Raw genomic sequence first — 15,006 nt, 5'->3', positions numbered from 1 at the left:
CCTGATGCGAGCCATCCTGATGGAGAGCCGGGGCGGCCCCGAGGTGCTGCGCTACGGCGAGATCGAAACCCCCCGCGCGGGGGCAGGCCAGGTCGCGGTGCGGGTGCGGGCGGCGGCCCTCAACCACCTCGACGTGTGGGTGCGCAAGGGCACCGCCAGCCCCAAGCTGCCCCTGCCCCACATCCTGGGCTGCGACGTCGCGGGGGTGGTGGAGGAGGTGGGGCCCGGGGTCGAGCACCTGCGGACCGGCGAGCCGGTGGTGGTCAACCCCGGCGTCTCCTGCGGGCGCTGCGAGCGCTGCCTGAGCGGGCGGGACAACCTCTGCCCGCAGTACCAGATCCTGGGCGAGCACCGCTGGGGCGGCTACGCCGAGGTGGTGGTGGTGCCGCAGGCCAACGTGCTGCCCATGCCGCCCAACCTAGGCTTCCCCGAGGCCGCCAGCCTCCCCCTGACCTTCCTCACCGCCTGGCAGATGGTGGTGGACAAGCTCCAGGTGCGCCCCGGCGAGGACGTACTGGTGATGGCGGCGGGCTCGGGGGTCTCGGTGGCGGCCATCCAGATCGCCAAGCTGCACGGGGCGCGGGTCATCGCCACCGCCTCCAGCCCGGCCAAGCTCGAGGCCGCCCGCTCCCTGGGCGCCGACGAGACCGTGAACTACCTCGAGCCCGGCTGGAGCAAGCGCGTGCGCGAGCTCACCGGCGGCAAGGGCGCCGACGCGGTGGTAGACCACACCGGCGCCGACTTCTGGCAGGAGGTCCTGCGCTCGACCGCCTGGGGCGGCCGCATCGCCGTAGCCGGGGCCTCCTCCGGCTACGAGGCCCTCACCCCCATGGCCCACATCTTCTACCGCCAGCTCACCGTCTACGGCTCCACCATGGCCTCCAAAAGCCGCCTCTTCCCCATCCTCCAACTCGTCTCCGAGGGCAAGCTCAACCCCGTGGTCGGCGCGGTGCTTCCCCTCGAGCAAGCCACCGAAGGCCACCGTTTGCTCGAGGAGCGCAAGGTGTTCGGGAAGGTGGTTCTGACGGTGGAGGGGTAGCGAAAAGCGATCAGCTTTCAGCCCTCAGCCGTCAGCTTTCCCACCCACCCCCTGCCCCTCCCTCCAGCCGGAGGGAGGGGATTTTTTTGCGTCTTGCGTCTTGCGTCTTGCGTCTTGCGTTTTGCGTTTTGCGTTTTGCGTTTGGCTATCGGCTATGGGCTATCAGCGTTCAGCGCCCTCACAACACCTTCTCCAAGCACAGCGTCGGGTACATCACCCCCTTCCACCCGAACACCGAGCGCTTGAACTGCCGGTAACCCCGCTTACGGTAGAGCAACTGCGCCCCCACGTTGTCGGGCTCGACCATCAGCGTCACGCGGCGGAGGCCGCGCCCCACCGCCTCCCGCTCCACGCGCGCGAGCAGGGCGCTGGCGATCCCCAAGCGGCGGTAGTCAGGACGCACCTCGAGCGCCTGGATGTAGCCGCTGTGCTCGTCGGCGAGCTCGGGGTCGGGGTGCTCGAAGAGCAATTGCACCGTGCCCACGATGGCCCCGTCCAACACGGCCACCCACAGCACCCGCTGCCCCACGAAGTGCGCCTCGACCTCCCCCTGCACGATCTGGTAGCTCACCTCGTCCTCCCCGCGCCAGGCCAGGAAGTCTTCGGCCTGGTGCGGGTGAAGCGGGGTGATCTCGAGGACAGCCATGGGCGCGCCGGGCTCCTGGGTCAATGATAGGGGGAGGTAATCCGTGGGAAGTTAAAGGCAGGTGACAGCAGCCGAGAGGTCTGTGTCTCGTGGTGAACCCTGCCCCGCAGGCAGGAAGCAGGAAGCGGTAAGCCGTCAGCGGAAGGCCCGTGGCGTGTGGCTCGTGGTTTACCCCACCCCAGCCCTCCCTGCGCACGGGGAGGGGGTATCCCCCCCAGCCCCCCTTGCTAAGGGGGGCGACAAGGCGTCTTGCGTCTTGCGTTTTGCGTCTTGCCTTTAGCTATCGGCATTCGGCATCCCGCCCTCAATAACACTCCTTCCCCACGCAGTTCTCCCGCACCACGTTGGGCCCCTGCACGTACTCCTTGGGGCCGACCAAGCCCACCAGGCCCTCAGGGCCGAGGGTGCGGATCTTGTTGCCCTCGAGGGTGTAGCGCCCCACCTGCCCGAAGGCCCGGTTCTCGCAGTTGCCCGCGGCGGTGTTGGCGTCGATGAGGTGGAAGCCGGTGGCGTAGTTGACGCGGTTGTTGCGGATGATGTGGCCCACGTTGGGGTAGATGAACGTGCCCCAGCGGTTCGAGCAGCGCCCGTCGTTCTGGGTGAACCACTCCACCCGCCGCGTCACCTCGTTGTTCTGCACCAGCACCTGCTCGGCGGTAAAGCCCACGGCGGTGTGGGTGCCGCCGAAGGTGTTGCCCTCGACCACGATGAACTGGCCGTTGCGCTGCTCGTGCTTCTGGATGCCGTTGGCCGGGCGGTCGAGGTCCTGGCTGAAGTCGTCGTTGGTGAGGAAGAGCAGGCCGCCGCTGCCGAAGCTCGAGGCGAACGTCGCCCCGATCACCCCGCCCCCGTGCAGGCCGTCGAGGTAGACGGCGTAGGGCGACTGCCCCTCGAAACTCCCGCCGCGGATCCACACGTTGTCGATCATGGCGTGCCCCGAGACCAGGCCGGGGTGGTGGATGCCGGGGTCGAGGTTGAGGGTGCTGCCGGTGAAGGTCAGGTTGTCGAGCACCACGTCGCGGATGCCCGCTACGGTGAGGAGGGGCGTGGGGATCTCGCCGTAGCCGTCGAAGGTGAGGTTCTTGAGGTAGATGTTGCCCGGGCGGTTCTGCGCGGTGCGGCGGCAGAGGTCGTGGTTGGGGTCGTAGTCCTTGACGATGCAGTTGACGAAGTCGATGTAGGTTTTTATGGCCGGGTTCTTCGCGCCCTTGGGGATGGCCCCGTAGCCCCCGCTCAGCAGGGCCCGGCCCTGGATGCGCACGGTGCCGGGCTCGTCGGCGACGAGCTGGATGTTACTGAAGCCGCGGGTCACGAAGGACTGGCGGTAGACCCCGGGGCGCAGCTTGATGGTCACGCCCGAGTCGCGGTAGCGGTCGATGACCTCCTGGATGCTCTGCTCGGGGCCGATCTCGACCACGCGGGGGAAAGGCCGGACGCCCCCGACGGGGATGCCCCCCGGCGCGGCGGGGTTGAGGGGGTGGTTGGCCCACCAGGCGTCCACCGTGCTGCGGTAGTTCACGGCCACCCGGGGCACCCCCGGCTTGCCGGCGGGCACGGCCTGGCCCAGCACCGCCCTCAGGCCCAGCACCAGCGCCAGAGCGAGGAATATGCAGGTCTTGACGGCGACGCTCACGAGCTAAATCTACAGACACGCCGTCTGAGTTTTGTGGCTTTGGACATAAGCCAGGGCCACCCGGACGCTGTGCGGCTCGGATTCGTCCAAAAGGTACACCTCCACGCCCTGCGCCAGCAGCGCCTTGAAGAGCTCCTCCTTCGCGCGCCAGTCTGCCGCCGAAAATAAACTCAGTTCATAGTGTGGCAACCGCCCGCCGAGTGCCCCGGCCCCCTCGAGGCTGCTGAACAGCAAGGCCGCCCGGTCGTCCTCGGCTGGCCCCAGCCGCAACAGGGGCTCCTCGAGGCGGCCCGCGTAAAACAGCGGCGCGTCCAGGTGATCCACGACTTCCACATTACCGCCTCATGACCCTGTTATGATGGAATTTGTGAAAGTTGCCCTGTTCATTGACGGATCGTATATGTACAACGCCGCCAAGCGGCTGGGCTGGAACGTGGACCACCGCCGGGTCATCGCCCAGTTTGGTCCCGCTGATGACCTCTACAACGCCTTCTACTACGCCCCCCTGACCGACCCTGACGACGAGCGGCAGCAGAAATTCCTCGACGCCCTCATCTTCATGGGGTACACGGTGCGTAGCCGGGAGGTCCACGGCGAGCCCCGCTTCGAGGCGCTGCTGGCTACCGACGCCCTCACCACCGCCCCGCGCTGGGACCGTGCCATCGTGGCCACCGGCGCCAGCGAGCTCTCCCACACCTTCTCGGCCCTGCGGGCCATGGGCAAGGAGATCCACCTCCTCGGCGTGCCCGAGCTCACCGACCTCGAGCTGCGCAACCAGGCCGACCGCTACCTCGACCTGCGCGAGATGCGCGAGCAGCTCGAGCGCCAGGGCGGCGGGCGACGGGTATACCCCAGCATCGAGCCCCTGCCCGAAGGCCAGGGGGAGACCCAACCCACCCCCACGCGCGGGGTCTTCGACTCCCTCGAGGAAGAGCTCTAGGCGCCTGAGCCGTGCGGACGCACCCGCTGCCCAGGTCCTGGGCCCGCCCCGTCAACCTCCGCACCCCGGTCGTGGGTGCGGTTTTGCTGGTGTTGCTGTTGCTGCTGGGCCAGGGACGCCCCCTGCCGCTCGTCGAACCCCAGCAGAAGCTGTCCCTGCGCCAGGTGCTGGCCCACCTCGAGCCCTCCCGCCGGGAGGCCGTCGTGCAGGAGTTCCTGGCCCTCAAGGCCTCCGCCGAGATCCTGACGGGCCGCCCGGGCGCCCAGGCCGTCGGCCGCCTGCTGCGCCTGGAGCTCTACAACCAGAGCTACGGCCGCCCCTCGGCCTTCGACGACCCCGAAGGGGCGCTGGCCGCCTCGAGGCGCTGGCTCGAGGTCCTCGGGGCCCTCAAGCGGGGGCAACCCCCCGACACCCGCGACCTGCCGCTGGCCCTGCAGCACGTCCTCCCCCACCGCGAAGCCATCCGCCGGGCTGCCCAGGGCCTGCACTTCCCCTCGGGCGTGCTGGCCGCCATCGTGGACAACGAGCAGTACGGCGGCGACAAGGCGCTGGGCCTCTCCCGCGGCATCCGCTCCCTCGCCGACGGCCTGGCCGAGAGCCTCAGCGAGAGCACCGGAAGCGCCGGTCTGCTCGCACGCACCCTGGGCCTGGCCCAGATGTCCTGGGAAGACGCCCTCAAACAGCAGCCCCGCCTCGCCCGCTTCGCCGCCTGGCCCTACCCCACCTTCCCCCAGACCGAGCTCGAGGCCCGCCAGGCCCTCGAAGACCCCGCCGCCAACCTCCTGCTCACCGCCTCGAGGCTGCGCGGCTACTTCAATGCCGCCTTAGGCCTCCCCCGCGACCACACCCGCTACCTCGCCGGCCACTGGCTCTACTACCTCGGCCCCGCCTGGCACAACTGGCCCACCGGCGCCCAGCAACAAGCCACCTGGCCCTACGCCTTCCACGGCTTCTTCAAGGGGCTGTTCTACCAAGCGCTGTTCGCCACCCGGTAGCACGGCGCAGAAGCCCGTGGCTCGTGACGAAAAGCACCCCAGCCCCACCCCGGCCCTACCCATCGCCGGGTAGGGGGTATCCCCCCCAGCCCCCCTTGCTAAGGGGGGTGACAAGGCGTCTTGCGTCTTGCGTCTTGCGTCTCGCGTCTTGCGTTTGGCGTTGGGCGTTCGGCTATCGGCTATGGGCTATCGACCATCGACGTTCAGCGCTGGACGTACGACGTACGACGAGGGCGGCCCATAGGCCGCCCTCTAAGGAAACCCAGCCCTACTTCACGAACAGCATCTCGCGGTAGCTAGGCAACGGCCAGTGCTTGTCGGCGACGATGCGCTCGAGGGCGTCGGCGGCCTTGCGCACCTCCTGCATGGCCGGCAGCACCTTGTCGCGCATGTGGTAAGCCTTCTCGTGCACGGTGTCGCCGCCGAGGTCGGCGTTGTGGATCTTGAGGCACTCGAGCGCGTCGGAGAGCGCGTCGGCGGCACGGGCCACCTGCTCGAGGGTGCGGCCCAGGGCCTTCGAGTTGGGCACCTCGACCTCGGAGAGCTCGGCCAGGTAGGCCAGGGCCCCGGGCAGGATCTGGGTCTGGGCCACCCACTCGGTGGTCTCGCCCTCGATGTTGACGGTCTTGAAGTACTGGTCGTACATGATCTCCTGGCGGGCCTCGATCTCGCGCTCGTTGAGCACGCCGTACCTGGAGAACAGCTCGACGTTCTTCTCGTCGGTCAGGCGCTCGATGGCCTCGAGGGCGGTGCGCAGGTTGAGCAGCCCGCGCTTGGCCGCCTCCTTGTGCCAGGCCTCGGAGTAGCCGTCGCCGTTGAAGACGATGCGGCTGTGCTTCTTGTAGGTGGACTTGAGCACCTCCTGCAAGGCCGCCTCGAAGCTCTTCTTTTTCTTCATCAGCGCCTCGACCTCGCCGGCGAGGGCGTCGATAGACTCGGCCACGATGGTGTTGAGCACGGTGATGGGCATGGAGATGCTCTGCGAGGAGCCCACCGCGCGGAACTCGAACTTGTTGCCGGTGAAGGCGAAGGGCGAGGTGCGGTTGCGGTCGCCGGAGTGGCGGGGCAGGGCGGGGAGCACCGGGGTGCCCAGGCCCAACAGCCCGGCCGACTTGCCCGCGACGCTCTTGCCGCTGACGATGCGCTCGAAGATGTCGGTGAGTTCGGCGCCCAGGAAGATCGAGATGATGGCGGGCGGGGCCTCGTTGGCGCCGAGGCGGTGGTCGTTGGAGGCCGAGGCCACGCTGATGCGCAGCAGGTCCTGGTGCACGTCAACGGCCCGGATCACGGCCGCGCAGAAGAACAGGAACTGCATGTTCTCGTGCGGGGTGTCGCCGGGCTCGAGCAGGTTGAGCCCGGTGTCGGTGCCCATGCTCCAGTTGCAGTGCTTGCCCGAGCCGTTGATGCCCGCGAAGGGCTTCTCGTGCAGCAGGGCCACCATCCCGTAGCGCCGGGCGGTGTTCTTCAAGGTCTGCATGATGAGCTGCTGGTGGTCGGCGGCGATGTTGGAGTGCTCGAAGATGGGGGCGATCTCGTACTGGCCGGGCGCGACCTCGTTGTGGCGGGTCTTGACCGGCACGCCCAGCGCGTAAAGCTGGTGCTCGACGTCGGTCATGAAGGAGAGCACCCGGTCGGGGATGGAGCCGAAGTAGTGGTCCTCGAGCTCCTGCCCGCGCGGGGGCTTGGCCCCGAAGAGGGTGCGCCCGGTCATGACGAGGTCGGGGCGGCGGTAGTAGAACTCCTCGTCGATGAGGAAGTACTCCTGCTCGGCGCCCAGGGTCGAGGAGACTTTGGTCGCGTCGGTCACGCCGAAGAGCGCCAGCGCCCGCAGGGCGGCCTTGTTGAGCGCCTCGATGGAGCGCAGCAGGGGGGTCTTGAGGTCGAGCGCCTCGCCGGTCCAGCTCGCGAAGGCGGTGGGGATGCACAGGGTGGCCCCGTTGGAGTGGCGCAGGATGAAGGCGGGAGAGGTGGGGTCCCAGGCGGTGTAGCCCCGGGCCTCGAAGGTGGCGCGCAGCCCGCCGGAGGGGAAGCTCGAGGCGTCGGGCTCGCCCTGGATCAGGTCCTTGCCGCTGAACTGGGCGATGGCCGAGCCGTCGCTGGTGGGGGCGAGGAAGGAGTCGTGCTTCTCGGCGGTGGCGCCGGTGAGGGGCTGGAACCAGTGGGTGTAGTGGGTCGCGCCCTTCTCCAGCGCCCAGGTCTTCATGGCCAGGGCCACGGTGTCGGCGATGGCCGGGTCAAGGGGGGCCCCGCGCTCCATGGTGGCCTGCAGGGACTTCCATACCGGTTTGCTCAGGCGCTGGCGCAACTCCTCGGGCGTGAGCACGTCGCGGGCGAACACCTCGGTCACCACGTCGCCGTCAACCTGCCGGGCCATGCCGTCCATGCGCCAGTTGCGCGCCGCCGAAATAACGTCGTAGTCGTGGTTCATGCGCTCTCCGTTCTCCTGTGCTGCGGTGGTCCTAAGCCCCCTCATGGGCAAGCTGCACAGCCCTGGCTCGTTCCGTGCAATTTGTTTTCCCATAGTGTGACTTAAGACGGGATTCCTGCTCCCAAGACGCAGCATATCATGTCACTCGAGCAATTTGTCTAGTGATTTTTGAACATCCGTTCTTTAGGTGGTGAACGCTTTGCAGGTTGTTGGTGTCGATAGTCGATAGCTGATAGCCGAACGCCCAACGCCGAACACAAGACGCCAAACGCAAGACGCCAGACGCAAAACGCCTTTCTCCCCCCTTAGCAAGGGGGGCTGGGGGGGATACCCCCTCCCTGGCGGCAGGGAGGGGTGTCTTTCGCTACGAGCCACGAGCCACAGGCCAAGGGTCATGAGCCCCTAAACCCCATACCCGACCCCCACACTCACCGCATCAGCCACAGGGATGCTGCGGCCCACGCCCCTAGATACCCGAGCACCAGGGCATTTCCCCAGCGTAGGAGGCGGCTCGAGCGCAGCCAGGACCGCAGTCCCAGCACTAGGCCGAGGCCGAGGCCCCAGGAGGCCCAGGCTAGGGGGAGGGGCCAGCCGGGTCCGGCGCGGTGGAGGGGGGTGGTCAGGAACTCGGCGGCGGCCATCAGGCCCAGGCCGGGGAGGGCGGTGCCGAAGAGGGCGACCTGCCCCAGGAACAGCAGCGCGTTGCTCAGCAGGCCGACGACGAATTGCGGGCCCGGCTGCCCGGCGCCCTCGAGCCACCCAAGCAGCCGGGGCAGGACGAAGTAAGGCAGCACGACCAGGGCCAGCAGGCCCCACCACAGCCCGCGCAGGCGCTTCGCCTCGCCGAGGGCCAGCCCGCCCAGGGCGCCCAGGCTCAGCGCGGAGGCGTAGAAGAGCACCGTCGCCACGCTGAGTTCGCCGCTCGAGGCCGTGCGGAAGGACCACAGCGCCGGGTGGTCGAGGAGGGCCCGCAGGCCGAAGGGCTCGCCCAGGCCCAGGCCGCGCTCGAGCGCCAGCCGGTACAGGCCCAGGAAGGCGGCCGTACCCGCCGCGCTCAAGCCCGCGCCGAGCCAGGCCCGGTCGATCCCGGTGAGCCCTTCGCGCAGCGAGAGGCGGACCGGGGCGGGGCGCCGGGACCGAGGCCGGGTCGCACCAGGGGCAGGCGGCCAGGTGCCCGGCGTACCAGTGCCCCTTGGCCTTGGGGCACGGCCGCAGGCGCTCGTACTCGGCCTCCAGCGCCCGCTTCCACTGCGCGGCCGTGGGGCGGCCGCGGGCGACGGGGCGGAAGGCCCGCAGGAACAGCCGCCGCAAGGGGGCGGGGAGGATGCCGGCGCTGGGGGTGCCCACGCCGGGCTCGAGGCCCTCGAGCAGGGAGCGGCCCGCGCGGATGCCCTCCTCGGGGGTCTGCACGCCCTTGCCGGCGTAGGGGTGGCGGCCCTGCATCAAAAGCAGGAAGACCAACACCGCCAGGGCGAAGGCGTCGTGCTCGGGGCGCAGGGTCACGCTGCTGTAGCTCTTGCCCTGGAGCTCGGGCGGGGTGTACTCGGGCTTTTGCACCCGGCAGTGGAACACCCGCCGCCCGGCCTGCACCTGGATGGAGTCGCAGTCGACGAGGGTGACCAGCCCGTCGCGCTGCACCAGGAAGTTGCTCTCGTTGAGGTCGCCCACCACGTAGCCCTTGGCGTGCAACTCTTCCAGCACCACCGCCAGGTTGTGCGCCACGGCCAGGCGGAACTTCCAGGTCAGGCCGCGCTTGCGGGCCTCGAGCGGGTGGTACACCTGGAAGAGCAGGGCGCTGTGCTCGAGCCGCAGCCGCGGCATCACGAAGCCAAGGAAGCGCCGCCCCTCGTCGTAGAGCAGCTCGAGGGGCCAGGCGAAGGCCACGTGCTGGGGCCCCTGCTTGGCGAAGGGGTCGTGGGGAGGGTTTTCCACCATGTGGAGGAGTTTCTGCTCGCGCTCGGCGGTGCGGTTGCGGGGCGCGTAGACCTTGGCCGCCCACTCCGCCTTGCCCTGCACCGCGTACACGTCGCCCTCCCCGCCCGAGCCCAGCTTCTGGGCCAGCAGCAGCGGCTCCCCTCCCCGGGTGTAGCAGCGCAGCACCGCGCCCTGGGCCGCCGTCGCCACGCTAGGCCCCCTCCCCCACCCGCCGCGCGATCAGCAGGGTCTTGTCGTCGTCGGTGCGGGCCTCGATGCGCTCGGAGGCCAGTTCCTCGCGCAGGGCGGCCTCGAGCGCCCCCGTCTCCCCCTCCCGCGCGGCGAAGCGGTGCAGCGCCTCGAAGAAGGGGGCGTGGGGCTGCCCCGCGCGCAGGTTCAAGGCCAGGCCCTCCAGCCCGTCGGTGAGCAGCACCAAAGCCTCGAGGTCGCCGCAGGGGCCGACGAAGCTCGAGGCGTGGCGCTCGGGCTCGGGTACGGTGAGGAACACCGTCTCGTTGGCGTACTCGCCCTCGTTGGGCCGGGTCAGGCGCTCCCAGCACCCCCCGCGCCGCGCCACGACGGCCCCGTCGCCCAGTTGGACCGCGCCCAGCCGCTCCCCGTCGCACGCCGCCAACAACAAGGTGGTGGCGAACTCGCGGAAGGGCCGGCCCCGGTAGTAGGCCTCGGCCTCGAGCACCGCCCGGGCCGTGCGCAGGGCGCGGTCCAGCGCCTCGCCCCAGTCAAGCGATACCTCGACGAGGCTGTCGTGCAGCGCGCCCAGGGCCGCCTCCACCGCGATGCGGGCCCCCTCCCCGCCCAGCAGGGCCGAGCCGGCCCCGTCGGCCACCGCCAGCAGCAGCAGCTCGCCCGCCTGCCGGTGGCCGTGTGCGTCGTCGCAGCCCCGCCCGGCTTGCCGGTGGCTGCTGCCCTCCACCGACGCCCCGATCACCCGCCAGCTCAAGGCCCTGCCCCCGGGGCTCAGGTGTCGATCACGCCCCAGTCCTTGGGGGGCTCGAGGCGCAGTTGGTCGCCCACGCGGCTGCTCGAGACCTGCTGCAGGCTGTTGGAGAGCCAGCGGAACATCTCGGCGAAGTGGCCCACGTCCTTCAGCCGCACCGGGGTGTTCTTGCGCGCCACCTGGCGCAGCACGTCGAAGTTGGCCCCGTCCACGCCCACCGCGAAGACGATCACGCCCTTGGCCGCCTCCTCCTGGGCGAGTTGCTCGGCGGCGGCCTGCCACTCGTCGTTGGGCTCGCCGTCGCTGAAGAGGAAGAGCCAGGGGCGGTAGTAGCTCACGCCGTTGGCCCGGTACTCCTCCTTGCGGGCCTTGATCAGCGCCAGCGCGGTCTGGATGGCCTGGCCCATGGGGGTGTTGCCGCTGGCCTGCAGGGCGGGCGGGGTGAAGTTCTCGACCACGGTGGGCATCTGCGCCACCCGCACCCCCCCACCGAAGGTCACCACGGCGGGCTCGACCCGCTTGGCGGCGAGGGGGTTGGCGGCCAGGTCGTCGCGGAAGCGGCGCAGCCCAGCATTGAGCTCAGCGATGGGGGCGCCCTGCATGGAGCCGGAGCTATCCAGCACCAGCACGCACAAGGCCCTGGGCTCGGGATTGTCGGCGAACTCGTTGCCCTCGAAGATACCGCTCATCACACACCTCCCGGACACGGGGCAGTGCGCCCCGTGGGTTTATGCCTGAGCCTCGAGACGCACGATAGCAGAAAAGCCGGGGCGGTGACGACAGTACCGGTACAGGCCCGATCAGTCGGGGCCAAAGATGTTTTCGTAGTTCCTGATGCCCGCTTCCAGGTGCTTCTTGACGATGAGGAGCATCTGCTCGAGGCGTTCTGGGGATAGCCTGCGCCGGCTATGCTCTTTGACAAACTTACCCACCAGCTCCCAATCCCGGGCCTCTAGTATTAGTTCAACCTCCCGGAGAAAATCCTTCTTGGTTTGTTGACGCTCGGAATGGGCCATTCTGTCGGCAATCGACTCTAGATCTTCAAAGTCCATTCCTTCGTTAAACCAAGTGGTCACAAAAGAATGAAATAGCGGAAACTCAGCTTTATTCATAGCAAACAACCTCATTTCGCAGTTGGGAAGCCCGTGAGTGTATAGAAACCGAGGGGCTCGTCCGGTGCTTTTTTCAACGTTGAGACGGACTGTTTTAGGCCTCCTTGCCCACGTTTCGGGCCTTCTTGCACGCTGCGCCCTGCCTCGAACGAGTGTTAAAACTCTAGCCTTAGTCCAAGGTAGGACAAGGGCTGAAGCTTAATCTTCTTCGGAGAAGGTCCAACAGCTCGAGGAGCCCCGAGGCAAGCGGCGCACCCTCCATCGATTGGCGCAATCCGCTCCACCACTCGTCTGCCGAACAAGGTATTGGCTCCCCTTTTCCTGCGGGCCGCCAGGCTCTATCCTGAACGACAAATGAAAACAACCTCGCCAAACCCGCACCCCGGGCAGGGGCTCTTTTCCGGCTTCGCCAAGTGGCTGGTGGCCGCAGGGCTGGTGGTGGCGCTGGGCGCCGGGACCCCCGCGCAACCCTCCGCCCCCGCCGACCCCTCTTTCCTCGCCCAGACTAACGACGCCGAGCGCCTGCGCAACGCGCTGGGCCAGTTGCGCAACCTCGCGGGGCCGCTCGAGGCCGACCGCCTCCTGCTGGCCGAGTTGCGCAAGAACTTCCCCGACGACCTCGAGGAGGGCCAGGCCTACCTCGAGCGCCTGAAGGAGCTGGCCTTCAAGTCCGACCCGGTGCGCCTGGGCCCGCTGGCCAACCGCATGGTCGAGAAGTCCGGCCCCTACCTCCGGTGGCGCGACAAGGACTACACCACCGCCGAGGAGGCCGCCCGCGAGTACGCCCGGGGCGGCGCGCGCGAGTTCCAGAACCTCTTCAGCGAGTTCAACAACGCGGTCCTGCAGACCGTGGTGACCCACCTCGACGCGCTGCTCGACCAGCTCGAGGCGGTGCGCTGAGCCCGGGTTGGGCCCGGCCGGGGCTCATCCGGCCCGGCCCGCCCGACCGTATAAGCCGTTGTAAGGAAGACCCGAAAACCAGGAGTGCCCGCGGAGGTAGCTGAATGACCAGTCGTCTGCTCAAAATTTTGCTGTGCGCCGGAGCGTTGGGCCTGGGCCTGGGGATGGCCCAGGGCTCCGGCCGGTTCATGGAGGTGCGCGCCGGGAGCATGCCGGGGCCTATCGACTTCCTCAAACCCCTCGGCCCGCACCTCTCCGGGCGGCTGTGGCTGCTGACGCAGGGCATGGAGCCCCGCCTCACGGCGGCGCTGGCGGGCGAGCGCGAGGGCGAGGGGTTCCGCAGCGAGTACCAGCGGGTGATGGGCCTCTTCCGCTCCTTCAGCAACCCCATGCTGCAGGCCCCGGGAGCCGCCGCGCTGGTGCCCTACCGCGAGCCCGGCCCCGCCTTCAGCCGCGGCGTGCTCGTGACGCGCGACCTCGGCGACATCCCCATCCAGACCGAGCCCCACCTGGCGATCAACCCCAAAGACCCCGACCACCTGGTGATGGGCGTCATCGACTACAACATGGCCTCGCTGGTGAGCTATGTCAGCCAGGACGGCGGGGGGAGCTGGGAGGGGCCTTTCCAAGCGCCCTACCTGCTCGACGACCTGGGCACCGGCGGCGACCCGGTGCTGGCCTTCGACCGCCAGGGCCGCCTGTTCATGACCGGCATCTCCATCGGGGTGGAGGAGTTCGAGGTCGGGCCCTTCGTGCTGTTCACGCTGGTCTCGAGCATGTCCATCGCCCGCTCCACCGACGGCGGCTTCAGCTTCCCCGACACCTTCTCCTCCGCCCGCTCCACCGTCAACACCGACAAGCTCTCCACCGACCGCCAGGGCCGCGTGCGCGGGGAGATCTCGGTGGGCTTCCTCGACAAGCCCTGGATCGCGACGGGGCCCAACCCCAAAGACCCCGCCAAGGACATCGTCTACGTGGTCTACACCGACTTCGAGAGCGTGTACGAGCCGCTGTACATCGACGAGATCCTCACCCTCTCCGCCCGCGAGACCCGCACCACCATCCGGCTGGTGAAGTCGGAGGACGGCGGGGTGACCTGGAGCAAGCCCCTCGCCATCAGCCCCACCGTGCGCGAGTCCTACGGCGAGGGCGACGGCAACCCCGGCGACGGCGAGGCGGTGGGCAGCCAGCGGGTGGTGCAGGGCGGCAGCGTGGCGACCGCCGCCGACGGCTCGGTCTACGTGGCCTACTTCGACTCCACCAACGACGAGAGCTTCCGGGGGCAGGGCGAGATCTACCTGGCCCGCTCCACCGACGGCGGCAACACCTTCGCCAAGCCGGTGGTGGCCTCGAGCTTCAACGAGATCCCCTTCCGCCCCCGCACCAACAACTTCCGCTTCTGGGCCAGCAGCTTCCCGCAGATCGCGCTGGGCCCGCAGGGCGACGTGTACCTCGTCTACGCGGCCCGCCCCAGCGGCAAGAACGCCGACGACGCCGACATCTACCTGGTGCGCTCGCAGGACAAGGGCCGCAGCTTCAGCCGTCCCAAGCGCCTCAACGCCGACGACACCTCCCGCCTGCAGTTCTTCCCCTCCATCGCCGCCAGCCCCAAGGGCGTGCTGCACGTGATGTGGGGCGACACCCGCGACGACCGCTCGCAGCTTCGCTACCACATCTACTACACCCGCTCGGAGGACCGCGGCGAGACCTGGGGCTTCGAGCTCAAGGAGCAGAACGTCAAGAGCGGCGACGTGCGCGTGACCGACTTCCCCTCCAACCCCAACAAGGGCTTCCCCGGCGGGCAGTTCATCGGCGACTACTTCTCGATCCAGGCCACCGACGAGGACGTGTACATGATCTGGCCCGACACCCGGCTGGGCGAGTTCGGCGGCTTCAACCAGAAGATCGGCTTCGCCCGGCTGCGCTCGCTGCGCCAGCCCGAGATCTTCGCCTCGCCCTCGGCGGGCCCCGGCGGGCAGAGCGTGACCTTGCAGGGCTTCAACTTCCAGCCCGACTCCACCGTCTTCGTGCTGCTGGGCGACGGGGTGATCGCCAGCACCCGCTCCAACCTCGAGGGCCGCTTCACCACCACCTTCTACATGCCCGTCACCGGCGAGGGCCCGCAGAACCTGCGCGTGGTGGACGCCTCGGGCAACCTCGCCAGCGCTGCTTTCTTCACCGAGTTCGGCTTCAACAACGTGCAGACCCTGCTGCGCCAGCTCCAGCAGCCCGCGCCTGCCGCGAACGCCCCCTCCAGCGACCCCGAGCTTGCCAAGGTGCTCGCGGAGATCCAGAAGAACCAGACCCTCTACCAGCAACTGCTCGCGCAGCTCGCGCAGATCCAGAAGACCAACCAGGAGCTGTACAACCAGCTCATGAAGCGGCTGGAGACCCTGCAGAAGGAAGTGCAGAAGCTGCAACAGGGCCAGCCTAAGCGCTAG

At 68.7% G+C, this 15,006-nt stretch carries 13 protein-coding genes; 5 read left to right on the top strand and 8 right to left on the bottom strand.

Annotated elements, in window-relative coordinates:
* Positions 1 to 4: 4 nt before the first annotated feature.
* Positions 5 to 1,039: a zinc-binding dehydrogenase gene (locus MEICH_RS0119040; RefSeq protein ID WP_027893907.1), complete on the top strand. Its 1,035-nt coding sequence runs from the start codon at positions 5 to 7 to the stop codon at positions 1,037 to 1,039.
* Positions 1,040 to 1,217: 178 nt separating this feature from the next.
* Here the strand turns inward: MEICH_RS0119040 and MEICH_RS26115 are convergent, their stop codons facing one another.
* From MEICH_RS26115 to MEICH_RS0119025, 3 genes are all read right to left on the bottom strand, one after another.
* Positions 1,218 to 1,685, bottom strand: a complete 468-nt coding sequence (locus MEICH_RS26115; RefSeq protein ID WP_036219731.1) for a GNAT family N-acetyltransferase — start codon at positions 1,683 to 1,685, stop codon at positions 1,218 to 1,220.
* Positions 1,686 to 1,989: 304 nt separating this feature from the next.
* Positions 1,990 to 3,318 carry a hypothetical protein gene (locus MEICH_RS0119030; protein WP_027893906.1) on the bottom strand — a complete coding sequence of 443 codons (1,329 nt, stop codon included), beginning with the start codon at positions 3,316 to 3,318 and terminating at the stop codon, positions 1,990 to 1,992.
* Positions 3,319 to 3,327: 9 nt separating this feature from the next.
* Positions 3,328 to 3,651 (bottom strand): hypothetical protein, encoded by a 324-nt coding sequence (locus tag MEICH_RS0119025; RefSeq protein ID WP_245587714.1) that lies wholly within the window; start codon positions 3,649 to 3,651, stop codon positions 3,328 to 3,330.
* A 34-nt stretch (positions 3,652 to 3,685) separates the two neighbouring features.
* Between MEICH_RS0119025 and MEICH_RS0119020 the strand changes: the two genes are divergently transcribed.
* Positions 3,686 to 4,258 (top strand): LabA-like NYN domain-containing protein, encoded by a 573-nt coding sequence (locus MEICH_RS0119020; RefSeq protein WP_027893904.1) that lies wholly within the window; start codon positions 3,686 to 3,688, stop codon positions 4,256 to 4,258.
* Between the two features lie 11 nt (positions 4,259 to 4,269).
* The gene (locus MEICH_RS0119015) at positions 4,270 to 5,253 is read left to right on the top strand and encodes a hypothetical protein (RefSeq protein ID WP_027893903.1); all 984 of its coding nucleotides are present in this window, start codon (positions 4,270 to 4,272) and stop codon (positions 5,251 to 5,253) included.
* Between the two features lie 268 nt (positions 5,254 to 5,521).
* Here the strand turns inward: MEICH_RS0119015 and MEICH_RS0119010 are convergent, their stop codons facing one another.
* The 5 genes from MEICH_RS0119010 to MEICH_RS0118990 all read right to left on the bottom strand — a co-directional run bounded on the left by MEICH_RS0119010 (position 5,522) and on the right by MEICH_RS0118990 (position 11,665).
* Positions 5,522 to 7,681, bottom strand: a complete 2,160-nt coding sequence (locus MEICH_RS0119010) for a glutamine synthetase III family protein (protein WP_027893902.1) — start codon at positions 7,679 to 7,681, stop codon at positions 5,522 to 5,524.
* Positions 7,682 to 8,109: 428 nt separating this feature from the next.
* Positions 8,110 to 8,739, bottom strand: coding sequence for a hypothetical protein (locus MEICH_RS29550; RefSeq protein WP_027893901.1), 630 nt, complete (start codon positions 8,737 to 8,739; stop codon positions 8,110 to 8,112).
* 1,067 nt (positions 8,740 to 9,806) lie between these two features.
* Entirely contained in the window at positions 9,807 to 10,556 is a 750-nt protein-coding gene (locus MEICH_RS26110; protein ID WP_169730708.1) for a PP2C family serine/threonine-protein phosphatase, read from the bottom strand.
* Between the two features lie 17 nt (positions 10,557 to 10,573).
* The gene (locus MEICH_RS0118995) at positions 10,574 to 11,242 is read right to left on the bottom strand and encodes a vWA domain-containing protein (protein ID WP_027893900.1); all 669 of its coding nucleotides are present in this window, start codon (positions 11,240 to 11,242) and stop codon (positions 10,574 to 10,576) included.
* 111 nt (positions 11,243 to 11,353) lie between these two features.
* Complete coding sequence (locus MEICH_RS0118990) at positions 11,354 to 11,665, bottom strand: hypothetical protein (RefSeq protein WP_157202909.1); 312 nt, start codon at positions 11,663 to 11,665, stop codon at positions 11,354 to 11,356.
* A 354-nt stretch (positions 11,666 to 12,019) separates the two neighbouring features.
* Here MEICH_RS0118990 and MEICH_RS0118985 point away from each other — a divergent pair, with 354 nt between their 5' ends.
* Positions 12,020 to 12,565, top strand: coding sequence for a hypothetical protein (locus tag MEICH_RS0118985; RefSeq protein WP_027893898.1), 546 nt, complete (start codon positions 12,020 to 12,022; stop codon positions 12,563 to 12,565).
* 104 nt (positions 12,566 to 12,669) lie between these two features.
* On the top strand, positions 12,670 to 15,006 hold the full coding sequence (locus tag MEICH_RS0118980; protein ID WP_157202908.1) for a sialidase family protein: 2,337 nt from the start codon (positions 12,670 to 12,672) through the stop codon (positions 15,004 to 15,006).

The organism is Calidithermus chliarophilus DSM 9957, from assembly GCF_000430045.1.
GTDB lineage: Bacteria > Deinococcota > Deinococci > Deinococcales > Thermaceae > Calidithermus > Calidithermus chliarophilus.
Note: the sequence above shows the minus strand (reverse complement) of the source record. Positions and strands in the feature narration are given on the sequence as shown.

Excerpts from the sequence above, each read along its gene's own strand:
- MEICH_RS0119040 (WP_027893907.1), top strand. The coding sequence starts at position 5 with ATGCGAGCCATCCTGATGGAGAGCCGGGGCGGCCCCGAGGTGCTGCGC.
- MEICH_RS26115 (WP_036219731.1), bottom strand. The coding sequence starts at position 1,685 with ATGGCTGTCCTCGAGATCACCCCGCTTCACCCGCACCAGGCCGAAGAC.
- MEICH_RS0119010 (WP_027893902.1), bottom strand. The coding sequence starts at position 7,681 with ATGAACCACGACTACGACGTTATTTCGGCGGCGCGCAACTGGCGCATG.
- MEICH_RS0118995 (WP_027893900.1), bottom strand. The coding sequence starts at position 11,242 with ATGAGCGGTATCTTCGAGGGCAACGAGTTCGCCGACAATCCCGAGCCC.
- MEICH_RS0118990 (WP_157202909.1), bottom strand. The coding sequence starts at position 11,665 with ATGAATAAAGCTGAGTTTCCGCTATTTCATTCTTTTGTGACCACTTGG.
- MEICH_RS0118985 (WP_027893898.1), top strand. The coding sequence starts at position 12,020 with ATGAAAACAACCTCGCCAAACCCGCACCCCGGGCAGGGGCTCTTTTCC.
- MEICH_RS0118980 (WP_157202908.1), top strand. The coding sequence starts at position 12,670 with ATGACCAGTCGTCTGCTCAAAATTTTGCTGTGCGCCGGAGCGTTGGGC.